13 protein-coding genes are annotated in these 16,045 nt (G+C 61.1%); 7 read left to right on the top strand and 6 right to left on the bottom strand.

Translation table 11 applies throughout. The features are described 5' to 3' along the window. The first annotated feature begins 1 nt into the window (after window position 1). Window positions 2-733: an aspartate/glutamate racemase family protein gene (locus KDX39_RS19090; RefSeq protein ID WP_231661438.1), complete on the top strand. Its 732-nt coding sequence runs from the start codon at window positions 2-4 to the stop codon at window positions 731-733. A gap of 199 nt (window positions 734-932) precedes the next feature. Here the strand turns inward: KDX39_RS19090 and KDX39_RS19085 are convergent, their stop codons facing one another. Both KDX39_RS19085 and KDX39_RS19080 read right to left on the bottom strand, forming a co-directional pair. Then, window positions 933-2,153, bottom strand: a complete 1,221-nt coding sequence (locus tag KDX39_RS19085; RefSeq protein WP_231661437.1) for a zinc-dependent alcohol dehydrogenase — start codon at window positions 2,151-2,153, stop codon at window positions 933-935. A gap of 432 nt (window positions 2,154-2,585) precedes the next feature. Next, window positions 2,586-3,491 (bottom strand): LysR family transcriptional regulator, encoded by a 906-nt coding sequence (locus tag KDX39_RS19080; protein WP_231661436.1) that lies wholly within the window; start codon window positions 3,489-3,491, stop codon window positions 2,586-2,588. Between the two features lie 104 nt (window positions 3,492-3,595). On the opposite strand from KDX39_RS19080, the gene epsC reads away from it, so the two are divergent. From epsC to KDX39_RS19055, 5 genes are read left to right on the top strand one after another with little or no spacing between them, the layout of a single operon-like run. After that, window positions 3,596-4,360 (top strand): serine O-acetyltransferase EpsC, encoded by a 765-nt coding sequence (gene epsC / locus KDX39_RS19075; RefSeq protein WP_231661435.1) that lies wholly within the window; start codon window positions 3,596-3,598, stop codon window positions 4,358-4,360. Between the two features lie 18 nt (window positions 4,361-4,378). Next, the gene (locus KDX39_RS19070) at window positions 4,379-5,269 is read left to right on the top strand and encodes a VOC family protein (protein WP_231661434.1); all 891 of its coding nucleotides are present in this window, start codon (window positions 4,379-4,381) and stop codon (window positions 5,267-5,269) included. Window positions 5,270-5,283: 14 nt separating this feature from the next. Continuing rightward, the gene (locus KDX39_RS19065; protein WP_231661433.1) at window positions 5,284-6,174 is read left to right on the top strand and encodes an NAD(P)-dependent oxidoreductase; all 891 of its coding nucleotides are present in this window, start codon (window positions 5,284-5,286) and stop codon (window positions 6,172-6,174) included. Between the two features lie 3 nt (window positions 6,175-6,177). Next, a complete protein-coding gene (locus KDX39_RS19060; protein ID WP_231661432.1) occupies window positions 6,178-7,695 on the top strand; it encodes an aldehyde dehydrogenase family protein in 1,518 nt (505 codons plus the stop codon). A 5-nt stretch (window positions 7,696-7,700) separates the two neighbouring features. Beyond that, entirely contained in the window at window positions 7,701-8,858 is a 1,158-nt protein-coding gene (locus KDX39_RS19055) for a M20 aminoacylase family protein (RefSeq protein WP_231661431.1), read from the top strand. A 140-nt stretch (window positions 8,859-8,998) separates the two neighbouring features. Here KDX39_RS19055 and KDX39_RS19050 read toward each other — a convergent pair whose 3' ends face one another. Beyond that, window positions 8,999-10,375, bottom strand: coding sequence for an L-serine ammonia-lyase (locus KDX39_RS19050; protein WP_231661430.1), 1,377 nt, complete (start codon window positions 10,373-10,375; stop codon window positions 8,999-9,001). A 127-nt stretch (window positions 10,376-10,502) separates the two neighbouring features. Between KDX39_RS19050 and KDX39_RS19045 the strand changes: the two genes are divergently transcribed. Continuing rightward, complete coding sequence (locus KDX39_RS19045) at window positions 10,503-11,408, top strand: LysR substrate-binding domain-containing protein (RefSeq protein WP_184320254.1); 906 nt, start codon at window positions 10,503-10,505, stop codon at window positions 11,406-11,408. A gap of 141 nt (window positions 11,409-11,549) precedes the next feature. Here the strand turns inward: KDX39_RS19045 and KDX39_RS19040 are convergent, their stop codons facing one another. The 3 genes from KDX39_RS19040 to KDX39_RS19030 all read right to left on the bottom strand — a co-directional run bounded on the left by KDX39_RS19040 (window position 11,550) and on the right by KDX39_RS19030 (window position 16,005). After that, complete coding sequence (locus tag KDX39_RS19040) at window positions 11,550-12,878, bottom strand: DUF3100 domain-containing protein (protein WP_231661429.1); 1,329 nt, start codon at window positions 12,876-12,878, stop codon at window positions 11,550-11,552. A gap of 420 nt (window positions 12,879-13,298) precedes the next feature. Continuing rightward, window positions 13,299-14,711 carry a 2-oxoadipate dioxygenase/decarboxylase HglS gene (hglS, locus tag KDX39_RS19035; RefSeq protein WP_231661428.1) on the bottom strand — a complete coding sequence of 471 codons (1,413 nt, stop codon included), beginning with the start codon at window positions 14,709-14,711 and terminating at the stop codon, window positions 13,299-13,301. Between the two features lie 46 nt (window positions 14,712-14,757). After that, the gene (locus tag KDX39_RS19030) at window positions 14,758-16,005 is read right to left on the bottom strand and encodes a 2-aminoadipate transaminase (protein WP_231661427.1); all 1,248 of its coding nucleotides are present in this window, start codon (window positions 16,003-16,005) and stop codon (window positions 14,758-14,760) included. Between the last annotated feature and the right edge of the window lie 40 nt (window positions 16,006-16,045).

Below are 16,045 nucleotides of genomic sequence, written 5' to 3'. Positions count from 1 at the left end.
GGTGCGTATTCAAGTCATCAATCCCAACACCAGTGAAGCCATGACCCGCAAGATGGGCCTGGCAGCTGAAGCTGTCGCGCGTCCCGGTACGCAGATCATGGCCTGTACTCCTGCAGATGGTCCGGTGTCCATCGAAGGGCATTTCGACGAAGCCATCGCCACGCTGGGTGTGCTGGAAGAGGTGCGCAAGGGGCGTGAACAGCGGGTTGACGCGCACATCATCGCCTGCTTTGGCGACCCCGGTCTGCTGGCCGCCCGCGAAGCCGCTAGTGCTCCGGTCATCGGCATTGCCGAGGCGGCGTTTCACGTGGCGAGCCTGATCTCTACCCGGTTTGCCGTTGTCACTACCCTCACTCGTACCCGGATCATCGCCGAGCACCTGCTTCAGCGTTACGGGTTCAGCGAATTGTGCACGTCAGTGCGCTGCATCGATCTGCCGGTATTGGCACTGGAGGAGAGCGGCCCGGAGCTGGTCGAGCTCATGGCTGAACAGGCGCGCAAGGCACGCGATGAAGAAGGCGCAGGCGCCATCGTGCTGGGCTGTGGCGGGATGGCCGATCTGGGCCGGCAACTGAGCGAAGCCGTCGGCCTGCCTGTGATCGATGGCGTTGCAGCGGCCGTGAAGCTCGCCGAATCGTTGGTGGACCTTGGCCTGACTACCAGCAAACACGGCGACCTGGCTGACCCGATTGGCAAACCGTTCAAAGGGCGGTTCGGATACCTGAGTCGGTAGTCATAGCGCCGTTGCCAGTTGTTGAAGCGGACGCGGAGCATGGGAACGATCAGGCACACGTGATGATGATCGCTCACACGCTCCTGCATGGTAACTCCGCTCAGGACGCTCTCGAATGTGACGCGCCCATCGCCCCTTGCTGTGCTCATTCCATGTCGGCGCTTCGACCACGCCACGCGAGCCGGCGACACCTTTCTCACTACGCTGGAACACCCGCCAGCGAGTCAGGCACCGCCACCGGGATGTCATTGCGGCCAGGTGTCAGGATCACCTTGCGGCAGTCTTCTTCTTTCTTGTCGAAAATCCTGTAGGCCGTGGCGGCTTCTTCCAGCGACATGTGATGAGTGATGATTGCCTCGGGCTCAAGGCGGCCGGTCTCGATATAGCCCAACAGCTCAGGCATGAAACGCTGCACATGGGTCTGGCCCATCTTGAACGTCAGGCCTTTGTCGAACGCATCACCGAACATGAAGCCGTGGATGAACCCGGCGTAAACCCCAGGCACGCTCACGACCCCGCCGCGTCTGACCGTGGCGATGCACTGGCGCAGTGCCTTTCCGCTACTGCCCTCAAGCTTGAGGGTAGCGAGCACGGTTTCGGTGGTGCTGCCCTTGGCTTCGAATCCTACGGCATCCACTACGCCGTCGACGCCACGCATGCCCGGTGTCTGACGAAGAATGGTGTCGGCCGGGTCGTCATCCTCCTCGAAGTTGATCGGAATGACGCCATAGGTCTGCTGTGCGTAAGCCAGGCGATAAGGATGGTGGTCGACCATGAAGATCCGCTCGGCCCCCAGCATTCGGGCGCAGGCCGCGCTCAGCAGTCCGACCGGCCCCGCACCGTAGATGGCGATGCTCGAACCCTGGCCGATGCCGGTGTTGGTCACGGCCTGCCAGGCGGTCGGCAGGATGTCGGAGAGAAACAGGACCTTATCGTCCGCCAGAGTACCGGGCACCTTCAGCGGGCCGACGTTGGCCTTGGGGACTCGCACGTATTCCGCCTGACCGCCTGGAACACCGCCGTACAAATGGCTGAAACCGAACAGTGCGGCCCCCGGCGGAATGGATTTCTTGTTGAGAATCGCGCCGCGTCCGGTATTGGTGGTTTCACAAGCCGCAAACAAGTCCTGATTGCAGAAAAAGCATGAGCCGCAGGCAATCACGAAAGGGATAACGACTCGGTCGCCGCGTTGTACTGACGTTACAGCCGAGCCGGTTTCTTCAACGATGCCCATGAACTCATGGCCGAAGATATCGCCATGCTCCACCGTAGGAATCTTGCCGCGATACAAGTGCAAGTCCGAACCGCAGATGGCGGTCGCTGTCACCCTCAGAATGATGTCATCGGCCTGCTGTATTTCAGGGTCCGGAACGGTGTCGACTTTGACATTGTGTGCGCCGTGATAGGTCAACGCTCTCATAGGAAGCCCTCTGTCTGATCGAAAGTCTGATCTGTTACTTCTGATGAGCGGATTCACGGTTTTTTGGTTCAGTGGATTTGTTCAAGGCGGGACTAACGGTCCTTCTTTAACGACATCAACGCGGCTGGATGCTGTTCGTCGGCTTGTCGCATGCCCGGACTGAACGGCGTATCGGGCCTCAAGTCAGTCAGACTGACGGCGATAAATGAGGCCGTTCGCCTGAGTCGATCCGAATCTGGATTTACTCAAACGAGGTTCCCGATTAACACCGCATCCAAAAAACCACGATTGAAGACCTGTTCATTCACGAGCTTTCCGACATTCACAGCGCTCAAAGGCGGATCACAGTCTTTGACGTTACGCTGTCGCGCTGCGAACTCAGTGGGTTACAGGTTGTTTGATAAGAGGCGGCTTGCCCGCGATGGCGTCAGTTCAATGCCTGAACGCGGTCATATCCTGCAGCAACATGCCCATCAATCGACTGGCTCCCACACTCAACTGACGGCCCAGTCGGCTGATCAGATGCGTTTGCGGGCTGCTGAATACCTCGTGCTGTAACGGCAGGGCGCGCAGCCTGCCGCTCTTGATGTCCTCTTCCACAACGAAGGTCGGCAGCAGCGTGACGCCACCCTGCATGGCGAAATGCTTGAGCATGGCGAAGGTGTTGCAGGTCAGGGTCGGCTCAAGCGTGATGCCCAACTGGTGTTCGGCTTCGAGAAGAATCTGACGAATGCCGTATGAAACGGCGGGCAGTGCCAGGCGATATTCAGCCAATGTCTTGAGTTCGATGGGACCTGATTGCTGGGTGAGCGGATGATCCGGTGCGGTCACCACGCAGACCGGCTTGCGCTGGTGGGCGTGGGATCGAATTTTCGGGTCGGCCGCCGGGTTGAAGACAAGACCGATGTGCGCCTCGTCCTCGACCACCTGGCGGATCACTTCGTTGCTGCCGCAGACATTCACGATCAGCTCGATTCGCGGATACAACGCCGAAAACTTCGCCAGCGGCTGCGCCAGGCTTTCCAGAAAACCTTCCCCGGACACCAGCGTTACCGAGCCGCTGTGCAGGCCGCGCAATGCCTGAATCGAATCCAGCAGGACTTCCTGCTGAGTCAGTCGCTGGCGGTAATAGGCCAGGACCTTGTCGCCCGCTTCGGTGGGCTTGACCCCGCGTCGATGGCGTTCCAGCAGCGGCGAACCCAACTCCAGTTCCAGCTGGGCGATCTGACGGCTGACCGCCGACGGCGCGACGTTCAGAAAGTCCGCCGCTGCCCGCACGCTGCCCAGCCTTACCGCTTCGAAGAAATAAAGGATCCGACGATCCTGCACCAGACTCATGGGTGTCCTGTGTTGCGATCAAGGCAACATAAATGCGATTTCCGGATTATTGCTGAGAGGGGAGAACGCTGTCCATACTCGGTCATCAGCACAAGGGAACGCGTATGAAGGCTCTTTGGCAGTGTTTGCAGGAACAGGCGAAACAATTGGGTGAGCGTAACCCGGTGCTGGGCCGCTATGCACAGGACCGGCTTTCGGCGCATGCGTCCTTCGAATCGGCGCTCGCTGCCAATCTGGCCAGTCAGTTGCAGAGCCAAGTGACAGAGGCTGACCTGACCGGCTGGTTCGGCAGCGTCCTTCGGGAGCACCCCGACATTGCCGAATCGGCAGCGGCAGACATCGAGCATCTGGTGATCGTCAACCCGGCCTGTCCCGATCACCTCACCGCCTTTCTGACCTTTCGTGGCATCCAGGCCGTGCAGACGTATCGCATCGCCCATGCAATGTGGAACGACGGCGATGTTCAAAGCGCGGTCCTGCTGCAGAACTGGGCCGCCAATACCTGGGCCATCGACATTCATCCTGCTGCATGTCTCGGCAAACGCCTGTTCGTCGACCACGGCATGGGGCTTGTGATCGGCGAAACCGCTGTGGTCGAGGATGACGTCAGTCTCTGGCATGGCGTCACGCTGGGCAGCACGCTCAGCGAGGCAGGCGACCGTCACCCCAAGATCCGTCGCGGCGCGCTGATCTGCGCAGGCGCCACGGTGCTGGGCAACATCGAAGTGGGCGAGCGCGCCATCGTTGCCGCAGGCGCGGTGGTGCTCAAGCCGGTTGAGGCCGGAGTCGTGGTGGCTGGCACGCCAGCCAGAGTCATCGGCCAGGCTCCGGATTCGCTGGCCACGTTCACCAGCAAGTCTCAAGACTGATTCAGGGAGCAATCGCATATGGCAGCCGTCGCCCAGTTTCCACAAGGTATCGATCATCCGCTGGTCACCGTTCGAGATCACGCCGCCACGCTTGAGCTGTACCGTCGGATGGGCTTCGCGCCGTCGCCGGTCAGCTATCACCCGTGGGGCAGTGTGACCTCGCTGATGATGTTCAAGAGCAACTTCATCGAGTTGATCGGCATCCACGACGCTTCTCTGTTTGGCACCGGCTCGGTCAATGGCTTCTGCTTCGGTCGCCAGTTGGGCGAGTTTCTGGATCGCGGCGAAGAGGGCGTTTCGCTGGTCGCGTTGCACAGCCAGGACGCCGACGCGGATCATGCGCGACTGGTGCAGGCCGGTTTGCCAAGCCAGGGCCGGATCGACTTTCGCCGCGCCATGACCCTGCCGGACGGGCGTCCTGACGAAGCGGTGGTTTCGCTGGGCCTGTTCATCGACCCGCAACTGCCGGACGCCTCGAATTTCATCTGTCATCAGCGCCGCCCCGAACTGATCTGGGTGCCGGGCTGGCAACAGCATCCCAATGCGGTGGACGGCATTGTGAGCGTGACGTATCTGGCCGATCCCGCTCAGCTTGAACCCCGCTGGCGAGCCATTTACGGCGATGCGGTGAGCTGGCAGGGCGATGTGCTGGTCGCCGATACCCGATGCGGCGTGTTGCGTGCCATGGATGCGGAGACAGCCGCTCGTTATTACGCCGATACGCCGCTGCCACAAGCTCATCGCGAACGGCCACACGCCATTGCCATTGGCCTGCACACCACCAGCCTCGACACGCTGCGCGCCATTCTTGCCGAGAACAAGGTCGCCTATCAGCAGGCGCCCGGACGCGTCATGGTCGAGCCGCAGGCGGCAGGCAACGTCATTCTTGAATTCGTACAAAACCTTTAATAGAGATACAGAACATGACTTTGAAAACAGGCGTTATCGGACTGGGCAACATGGGCGGCGGCATGGCCACGACGCTGGCGGGCAAGGGCTTCGATGTCAGTGGTTTCGACCTGTCGCAGGCTGCGCTGGCGACGGCCGAGAGCAAGGGCGTAAAACCGGTTGTCGACCGCACACAGCTGATCCAGAGCGTGGACATTCTGATTCTGTCGTTGCCCAAGGCCGAGCATGTCGAGTCTGTGTGTCTGGGCGCGGGCGGCATTCGCGAAGCGGGCCGGGAAGGTTTGATCGTGGTCGATACCACCACTTCGACGCCTGAGATGAGCCGCAAAGTCGCTGCCGAATTGGCCAAGGCTGGAATCGCTTTCATCGACGCCCCGGTCTCCGGCGGCCCGAAAGGGGCGGCCACCGGCACCATGTCGATGGTGATCGGTGCTGAAGAGGTCGATCTGGCGCGGGCGATGCCGGTGTTGGAAGGCATGAGCGGTACGCGGGTCCACGTCGGTCAGTGCGGCGCGGGCAATGTGGCCAAGATCGCCAACAACATGCTCGCCGCCTGCCACCTGATCAGCACCGCCGAAGCGGTCGCGATGGCTGCCAGGGCGGGCGTCGATCCGGAAAAACTGCTGCAGGGCCTGAATGCCGGTTCCGGCCGCAGCGGCGCGACGCAAGTGATGTTTCCCGCCTGGGTGCTGAACAAGGCCTACGACTCGGGCTTCACCATGGGCCTGATGCGCAAGGACGTCGGCCTGGCCAGCGATCTGGCGGACAGTCTGGACATGGAATTGCCGCTGTCGCGCATCGTCGCGCAACTGTGGAAGGCCAGCAGCGAGACGCTGGCCGACAACGAAGACTTCTGCGCCATCGTGCAACGCACCGATGCCAAACTTTACGGTCACGGAGAATAAGTGATGAGCACTGCAAAAATCCTCGAACTGATGCGTCCTTACTGGGGCGATCGCGGCGTCATTGCCAGCTACGTGGGCGGTGAGTTCATCGAAGGCCACGGTGCGCCGGTCGAAGTGCGCAATGCCCATGACGACAGCGTGTTGCTGAGCTTTCCCGATGCCGACGACTCGCTGGTCGAGAAGGCTGACAGCGCTGCAAAGGCCGCGCAGGTTCAGTGGTGGGCATTGACGGCGCAGGCGCGTGGTCGTGCCATGTATCAGGTCGGCAACCTGATTCGTGACGAGCTGGAAAACCTCGCTCAGATCGAATCACTGACGGCCAACAAGCCAATCCGTGACGCCCGTGTGGAAGTGCTCAAGGTCGCCGAGATGTTCGAGTACTACGCCGGCTGGGCAGACAAACTGCACGGCGAGATCATCCCCGTACCGACCACGCACTTGAACTACGTGACCTATGAACCGCTGGGCACGGTACTGCAGATCACCCCGTGGAACGCCCCCATCTTCACCTGCGGCTGGCAGATCGCACCGGCGATTGCGGCAGGCAATGCCGTCATTCTCAAGCCGTCGGAACTGACCCCTTTGAGTTCGCTGGTGGTTGGCGTGTTGATCGAACGTGCCGGCGTGCCCAAAGGCTTGGTCAACGTGATCGCCGGTTTCGGCCACTCCATCGGGCAGTCGTTCATTGCCAGGGCTGACATCCGCAAAGTCGTGTTCGTCGGCTCACCTGCCACCGGTCGCCACATCGCCGTCGCGGCGGCACAGCGCTGCATTCCCGCGGTGCTGGAGCTGGGTGGCAAATCGGCCAATATTGTTTTTGAGGATGCCGACCTGGACGTCGCCTTGCGCGGTGCTCAGGCGGCGATTTTCTCAGGGGCAGGGCAGAGCTGTGTGTCGGGTTCGCGACTGTTGGTGCAGGCGTCGATCTTCGAAAAGTTCACCAACGCGCTGGCGACCGCTGCGACCCAGTTCAAGGTCGGCGACCCAGGCGACCCGGAAACCCAGATCGGGCCGATCAACAACGCCAAGCAGTACAACCACGTGAAGACCATGGTCGAGCGTGCCTTGAAAGACGGCGCCAGGCTGGTGGGTGAGCATGCCGATCCGATCCCCGACACGCCGGGTTACTACATCAACCCGACCGTGCTGGCGGGCACCAACGACCTGTACTGCGCTCAGGAAGAAATCTTCGGGCCGGTGGTCGTGGCCATTCCGTTCAAGGACGAAGAAGAGGCGATCCGCATCGCCAACGACAGCCGCTTCGGCCTGGCGGGCGGCGTGTGGACGCGTGACGTGGGCCGTGCGCACCGGGTCGCGAAACAGGTACGTGCCGGCACGTTCTGGGTCAACGGCTACAAGACCATTCATGTCAGCTCGCCATTTGGTGGCTACGGTGAAAGCGGCTATGGTCGTTCTTCGGGTCTCGATGCGTTGCGCGAATACAGTGAAGTGAAAAGCGTGTGGGTCGAGACCGCCGCCAAACCCGCCGCCAGCTTTGGTTATGGCGCGAGCCTGGAGTGATCGACATGACTGTTTCCAAGACACTGATCGAAGAAGCCACGGTCTGGCGCCGCGCCCTTCATGCGGCCCCGGAGCTGGGGTTTCAGGAGCTGAAAACCTCGGACAAGGTGGCGCAACTGCTGACCGACTTTGGTCTTGAGGTCCATCGCGGGCTGGGCGGAACCGGCGTGGTCGGCACCCTGCGCACCGGCGACGGCCCGACCATCGGCATCCGCGCCGACATGGACGCCTTGCCGATCCAGGAACTGGGCGACACCGCACACAAGTCTTCGCACAAAGGCTGCATGCACGCCTGCGGGCATGACGGGCATACCGCCATTCTGCTTGCCACTGCCAGGCATCTGGCCGAGACGCGGCGCTTTCGCGGGACCGTACATTTTGTCTTTCAGCCTGCCGAAGAAAACCTCGGCGGCGCACAGCGCATGATCGAAGACGGACTGTTCGAGCGTTTTCCGATGGAGGCCATCTACGGCCTGCACAACTGGCCCGGCGTGCCTGCGGGTAAGGTGGTGGTCAATCCGGGGCCGATGATGGCGTCGCTGGACACCTTCGAAATCACCCTGACCGGCAAGGGCAGCCACGCCGCCATGCCGGACAAGGGTAACGACCCGATTGTGGCCGCTGCCGAGCTGGTGCTGGGTCTGCAGACCATCGTGTCCCGGCGCCTGTCTCCGCTGGACTCCGCGGTAGTCAGCATTACCCAGTTCAACGCGGGTGAGGCCATCAACGTGCTGCCGGAAACGGCCGTGCTGCGCGGAACCGTTCGCTGTCTGCAAACCCCGGTGCGCGAGAAGGTTCAGCAATGGATCGGCGAATTCGTCGAGCGTCTGCCGATGGCTTTCGGCGTGCGTGGCGAACTGGTCTACAACGTCGGTTATCCGGTCACCGAAAACCACGTCGAAGCCGCCGCGACGATTCGTCGTGCCGCTGTTGCCGCAGTCGGTGAAGCCAACGTGCAATGGGGCTGCAACCCGTCCATGGCCTCGGAGGACTTTGCCTTCATGCTGCACGCCTGTCCGGGCGCCTACATCTGGATGGGCGTGGACGGAGAAAAGCCTTCGGCAGCGCTGCACAACCCGTATTACGACTTCAACGATCAGGTGATCGAGCCCGGTGTGAAGGTCTGGACGTCGTTGGTGGAGCAGTGTTTGCCGGTGGTGTGAAGGATGCGTGTCCAGTGGCGTTCACCGGACTGCGGGAGATAGCTTGCCGGCGAGTGTGTCCGTTCGACTGCATCGCCGGCAAACCGCCGCCCACCATGAAGGCGCTTGCTCAGCGGGTTACGGATAACCCGCCGTGCAGATCAGCACTCGATCAGGTTCACCGCCAGGCCGCCGCGTGAGGTTTCCTTGTACTTGTCATGCATGTCCGCGCCCGTGTCGCGCATGGTGCGGATGGCGTGGTCGAGCGAGATGAAGTGTTCACCGTCGCCACGCAGGGCCATCTGTGCTGCGTTGATTGCCTTCACGGCGGCAATCGCGTTGCGCTCGATGCACGGCACCTGAACCAGTCCGCCGACCGGGTCGCAGGTCAGGCCCAGGTTATGTTCCAGACCGATCTCGGCAGCGTTTTCCACCTGCTCCGGCGTTGCCCCGAGAATCTCCGCCAGACCCGCAGCGGCCATGGCGCAGGCTGAACCCACTTCGCCCTGACAACCCACTTCAGCCCCGGAGATGGAAGCGTTTTTCTTGCACAGGATGCCGACAGCGGCGGCGCTCAGGAAGAAGCGCACCACGTCGTCATCGTTGGCCGTGGGTTTGAATTTCATGAAGTAGTGCAGCACAGCAGGCACGATGCCTGCCGCGCCGTTGGTAGGTGCCGTCACCATGCGCCCACCCGCAGCGTTTTCTTCGTTGACCGCCAGCGCGAACAGGTTGACCCATTCCATGGCGCTGAGGGTCGAGCCGATCACGTTGGGGTTGTCGAGGTTCTGCAGGCTCTGGTGCAGCCGGTAGGCACGACGACGCACGTTCAGGCCGCCGGGCAGAATACCCGTCTCGAGCAGGCCTTTGTTTACGCAGGCCTGCATCGCGGCCCAGATGACCATGATGCGCGAGCGGATTTCTTCTTCGCTGCGCCAGACCTTTTCGTTGGCCATCATCAGTTCGGAGATGCTCAGGCCATGGGCCTTGCACAGTCTCAGCAACTGCGCGCCGCTGGAGAAGTCGTAAGGCAGAACGGTGTCGTCCGCATCCAGCACGCCGCTGGCTGCTTGCGCCGCGTCGATCACGAAGCCGCCGCCTACCGAATAGTAAGTCTGCTCGTACAACTCGCCCGACTTGCCATACGCGCATAACGTCATGCCATTGGGGTGATAGGGCAGGCTTTCTTCGAGCAGGCACATGTCGCGTTCCCAGACGAAGGTGATCGGCTGTTCACCGGCCAGCAGCAGTTGGCCGTCTGCACGCAGCGCGTCGATCCGCTGGTTGACCTGGCTGGGGTCGATCTGGTCTGGCCATTCGCCCATCAGGCCCATGACCGTCGCACGATCACTGCCATGACCGATGCCTGTGGCGGACAGAGAGCCATACAATCGCACTTCAACACGTTCTACGCTGTGCAAACGATCCTGATTGCGCAGGTCGGTGACGAATAAAGCTCCGGCCCGCATCGGCCCGACGGTATGGGAGCTGGACGGGCCGATGCCGATTTTGAACATGTCGAAGACGCTGATAGCCATCACGGTGGTCCTTCAAATGAGATGATGCAGAGGAGTTGAAACCCCTTCTTTCTGGCTTTCATCTTTGGCTTCAGCTGTCGAAACGACAAACGATTGTTCCTATGCAACGCTTTAGCGGAACTCTTCAATGAGCAGAATTTTCAACGCACAGATGCACGCCTGGTTACAGGTCTTTGCCTGTGCAGCCCGACACCTCTCCTTCACGCGCTGCGCCGAGGAACTCCACGTCACGCCGGGTGCGATCAGCCAGCAGATGCGCCAGCTTGAGGAACGGTTGGGGTTTGCGCTGTTTCATCGCGTCGGTCGCGGTCTTGAGTTGACCGCTGAGGGGCAGCGCCTGGCGGTGGTCGCCAACGAAGTGCAAAGCCGCATCAGCGAAGAACTGCGCCTGCTGTATTCAGGACGGATCGGCGGGGTGTTCAAGCTGCGCTGCATTCCATCGTTTCTCAGCAAGTGGCTGATGCCGCGCCTGCCACGGTTGCAGGAAGCGTTTCCGGATATTCAACTGCGGATCATTGCCGAAGACAGCAGTGGCTCGTTGCGCGATGACGACTTTGACCTGGCCATCGACCTGAATGACGGAAGCTATCCCGGCCTGTCGACCACGCCGCTGCTGGAGGAAGAGCTTTTTCCGGTCTGCTCGCCCACATTGCTGGAAGGCAAACCGCCGCTGGATACACCCAGCCAGTTGGTGCACTTTCCGTTGCTGCACGACATCACTGCCTGGCGCGGCAGTTATGAGTACGCAGAGTGGGAGTTCTACCTGACTGCGATTGGTGCCGACGGCATTGACGTGCGCCGCGGCCACACGTTCAACCGCAACCACTTGACCATCGACGCTGCGCGCATGGGCATGGGCGTGGCCATCGCCCGTAAGGCATTGATCACTGACGAGCTTGAACAGGGCTCGCTGATCGTGCCGTTCGGACAGCCGATCAAGGCCCGCAAGAAATACGTGCTGGCCTACCGCGAAGGCGCCCTCAACACCCCGGCACGCCGGGCCGTGCATGACTGGCTGGTGAATGAGGCGTGAAGAGAGCGTGCTCGGCGCGTAACCAATCGTGCCCATCGCTCCGCGTTCGCCTGCATTCCGTGATGCTCTGCGTCAGATTCGGGAGCGTCCTGAGAGACGTTCCCACGCGGAGCATGGGAACGATCCTTTATAAGCACCCAATCAATGAAACAACTCGGCGATCATCACTGCGCCGATGAAGGTGCCGAAGTTGGCCAGGAACGACACCAGCACGATCCGCCAGCCCAGACGGCGAAACGCTGGCAGATCCTTGGCAATCGACAGGCCGGCGAAGGTCAGCATGGGCGTGATCACGGCCAGCATGTTGATCGAACTGGTGAGGCGCGCGATCTCCGCGGCCCATGGGCAGGCCGGGGAGGTCAGGAACATCGCCACCAGCGACACCATGCACACTGCCGGAATCTTGCGGCGAATCAGGCCGCATAGCGCTTCACCGACGAAGGCGCAGAAAATCATGATGCCTATGCCGGTGAAGGCATCGGCGGACAAGGTCTTGTAGCCGACATAGTTGGCGATCAATGCCAGCGCACCGGCGGCCAGCCACGCACTGACCTTGCCCGACCAGCCCAGCTCAGGCACGTCCAGCGACACATCGCTGTGACGCAGGCCTTCATCGCTGATCGAAGCTTTGGTGGTACGGCCGATCAGCGGTTCGAGAACCCGATAGCCCCAGACCGCCAGCGGCAACGAGATGAACAGCGTGAAATAAGTACCGATGGTGGTGGTGATCAGGTTCGACGCCGCCGCCAGGGTCATGACTTCCTTGGCCACTTCAGGGGTCTGCTGAGCCGCAATAGCGCCCGCAGCGGCCGCCATCATGCTGCCCGAACCGATGCCGGAACCCATCGCCAGCGAATTGGGATGGAAGATATTCAGGCTGGCAATGAAACCGGCCACGATGGCAATGAACAGCGCACCGAACAGTGTGCCGGTCAGGTACTCGGCAAGCACGCCGCGTCCTTCCGGGGAGTCCATGCCGTAGCGTTCGCCAATGATCGCCAGGCTTGGCTCGCGTCCGACCGAAAAGGTTGCGCCAATCGCTTCACGCTTGATCCCCAGCATCAGCGCCACCGGCAAGCCCAGAATCACCGTGCCGACAAAATGCCCGAACTCCTGGAACACCAGCGCCCACCCCGAGGCGAATACGACTGGCAGTGAGCCGCCGACCACCAGCCCAAGTTTGGCGATGAAGATCAGCAGGGCCGGTTGCAGAATGGACGCGGAGCGCAGTTGCGTGCGGTGATCGATGCCGATGGTGCCCGGCATGCGTCGACTGGCGATGCCGATCATCGCGCCCAGCAATAAGGCCCAGACCATCGGCAGAAGGACCACTTTACCCGGGCCAAGTGGGATGCTGATGGCGCCAATGGATTCGGCAACGACGAGGATGACGGCGGCCCAGACATACAGCTTCACCGTCGAAGAAACGGCCTGCTTGTCGCCCACGACGGCTGCGTGTGAATTTTGCATGATGATCCCCTTGCCTGCTGAATGACCTTTAAAGGCCTTATCAATCGTTATTCTGTTTTTTCAGGTAGGCGCAGCGACGCGCCAGGGCAGCGTTGGAAGTCCATGGAGTCATGGAGACCGGTATCCGGCCGAGTATTTTTATAAGGTCCGAAATCAGCGGACCCAGGCTGCTTCGAGCCTTTCAAGAGGAACAATCGAGGTCCTCCCGCCATCGCAGTATGCATAGCGGGAGGTTACACACCAATATTGCAGATTTTATTTATCGTTGCGTTAAAGAGAACACTGGAAGGGGAAATTCGAGACGTGTTTGCAGCGCAGGAATGTAACGCAGGGCGTCACGGGCGGCGTGCCCATGCGGAGCATGGGCACGATTATAGAGCGTGAAAAATGATCGTTCCCACGCGCTCGTAGCAATGCCTTTCAGGACGCGTCGCGTCCTCTTTTGACGGCCTGCAGACCCAGGGCCTCGTTGCATTCTTCCACCGACCTGCGCTCGGTCTCGGCATACAGCTTCAACTCATCGAGCGTCTGACGCCCCAGTGCCTGTTGGAAATCTTCCTGATTCGAGCTGATCGCATAGTGCGTCTGCGCGTTGTCGCCCAGGTTGGACTGGAAGATGCCTGCCGCACTGACCGGTAGAAAATCCTCGTACACCAATGGCTCGAAGCGCACGTAACCCTCCTGAATCCATTGCTCAAGGTCCGTGCCTGCCTCGACGCGTGCAGCAAGACCCTGCTCGGTCGGGAAGTAGCGAAAGTAAGCCAGACCTTCAGCACGCATCTCGCTGTAGCTGTCCGGGAACGCTTCAAAGGCTTTTTCCATCAGCGCCGAATAGCTCACAGCGTTGGCCTCATTGGGAAACTCGCCCAGCGCTTCGCGTGCCGCGTTCAGCAACCGGTCGTACAGCGCGCGCCCCTTGGGCGTCAGCGCCGCGCCGCGCTGTTCGATTTCACCGAAGCGGGCCGAGTGACTGCCGGACTCATTGGCGTTTTGGCCGACAAAAGTAATCGGCTCTTGCAGCGCCTTGAAGCTGGTCTGGCGCAGCAGGATCGGACAGCGACGGCGCGGCGGGCCTTCGACCACGGCCTTGGGCGTGATGCCTTTACCGGGCATGCCTGCCTGCACCGCGTCGATATCCAGCGTGCGCGGCGTGAGGTGGTTGATGTGCGGACCCCGAAACGCCACCACATCGGCGATCAGGCGATGCTGGGCGTTGAGCTGTTGGTAATCTTCCAGCGAAACCGTGGCCGTGTTGTGCCAACGAAAGGTCTCCAGCGCCTGCTGAATGAATTCCGCGGCGTCCGCTTCATCCAGGCCGCCGTTCTGCTCGTGCTTTTGTATGAGCTCAAGCGCCCTCGCAGTGAAGATCTGACGGCTGGCAAGCACCTGACCGGCGAACTCACGCAGGCTGTCGCTCTCGATCAACTCCAGACGCAGCAGCGAGGTGAACACGCGAAACGGGCTGACCTGCAGCGCGCTTTCATGCACGGCACGAAAAGCCGTCGAATGCACCGGCACGCCCGCAGGCGTCAGGTCGTAATAACCCACCGGTTCCATCCCCATCACTGCGAACAGGCGGGCGAGGGTGGCCAGTTCCAGCGCGGTGCCAACCCGGATCGCGCCGTGGCGCTCCATGTCCAGACGCTGGATTTCACCGGTCTGCCTGAGGCTGTCCAGCACGCGCTGGTCATGGCTCATGACTTGGTCGTTGACCTCGCTCACCAGCTCCATCAACGTGCCGTACAGCGGGACTTCTTCCTTGTACATCTGCGACATGGCGCGGGAAAAGCCAGCGCGAATATCGTCAGGACTGGCAAAGCGTGCGGTGCTCATCAGGGTTGTATCTCCGTGCTCTTCCCGGTTTCTATCAGTCATCAAATCAGGCCAGCGCCGCCAGGCAGCGCTCGAAAATATCCAGCCCTTCGTTCAACACCTCGGGCTCGATGGTCAGTGGAATCAGCAGTCGAATGATATGCCGGGACTTGCCGCTGGGCATCAAGAGTAGCCCGGCTTCTCTGGCCGAGGTCAGCAGGTCGGCGAGTTGTCGGGAGGCTGGCGCGCCGTCCGGTGTCATCAGCTCAATGCCGCGCATGCAGCCCACGCCGGTCAATCTGCCCAGATACGGCGAGAGCTTGTTTGCCTGCCAGGCGTGGTAGCGCGACACAATGGCGTTTTCCTGCTGCTCGCCCCAAGTCGACAGGTTTTCATCGGTCATCTGCGCCAGCGAGGCCAGGCCCGCTGCGCAGCCAATTGGATTACCGGAATAAGTGCCGCCCAGCCCGCCCTTGGGCAAATTGTCGAGCAGCGCCTTGCGTCCGACCACGGCACCCAGCGGAATACCACCGGCGATGCTTTTGCCCAGCAGAATCAAATCCGGTTCGATGCCCAGGCGACTGAAGGCAAAACGCTGTCCGGTGCGGCCAAAGCCCGACTGGATTTCATCGGCGATCAGCACGATGCCTTTTTCGGTACAGAACGCGCGTAACGCCTGAGCGAATTCCGGCTCCATGGCCAGAAAACCGCCTTCACCCTGCACCGGTTCAAACATGAAACAGGCCACATCATTGACGTCGATCTCGACGCTGAACAGGCGGTCCATGGCCTTGAGCGCCTGGTCGGTGGTGACACCGTTGTCCTTGCTGGGAAACGGGATATGAAACACCGACCCCGGCAAGACGCCGACTTTCTGTTTGTAGGGCGCAACCTTGCCGTTGAGGTTCAGCGTGGCCAGCGTACGACCGTGAAAGCCGCCGTCGAACGCGATCACCGCCGTGCGACCTGTCGCGCCACGGACGATTTTCAGCGCGTTTTCCGCCGCTTCCGCGCCGCTGTTGGTGAGCATGCCGCTCAACGGATAACTCACCGGCACGAACTGCGTGAGTTGCGCCATGAACCGCAGATAAGGCTCGTGCGGCGTGGCGTTGAAGCAATAGTGGGTCAGTTTTGCCGCCTGTTCCTGAATCGCCTTGACCACCTGAGGGTTGCAGTGCCCCAGATTGAGCACCCCGATGCCACCGACGAAGTCGATATAGCGCTTGCCGGTGGTGTCCCACACTTCCGCATTGCGGCCATGGGACAGCGTCATGCTGTGGACGAAGGAAATGGATTCGCTGATATGTTCGCTCATGGACAGGCTCTGCGACGATGGCGTGATGGGCTATCCAAAC

The sequence above is a fragment of the Pseudomonas sp. CDFA 610 genome (genome assembly GCF_021147865.1).
Classification (GTDB): Bacteria; Pseudomonadota; Gammaproteobacteria; order Pseudomonadales; family Pseudomonadaceae; genus Aquipseudomonas; species Aquipseudomonas alliivorans.
Note: the sequence above shows the minus strand (reverse complement) of the source record. Positions and strands in the feature narration are given on the sequence as shown.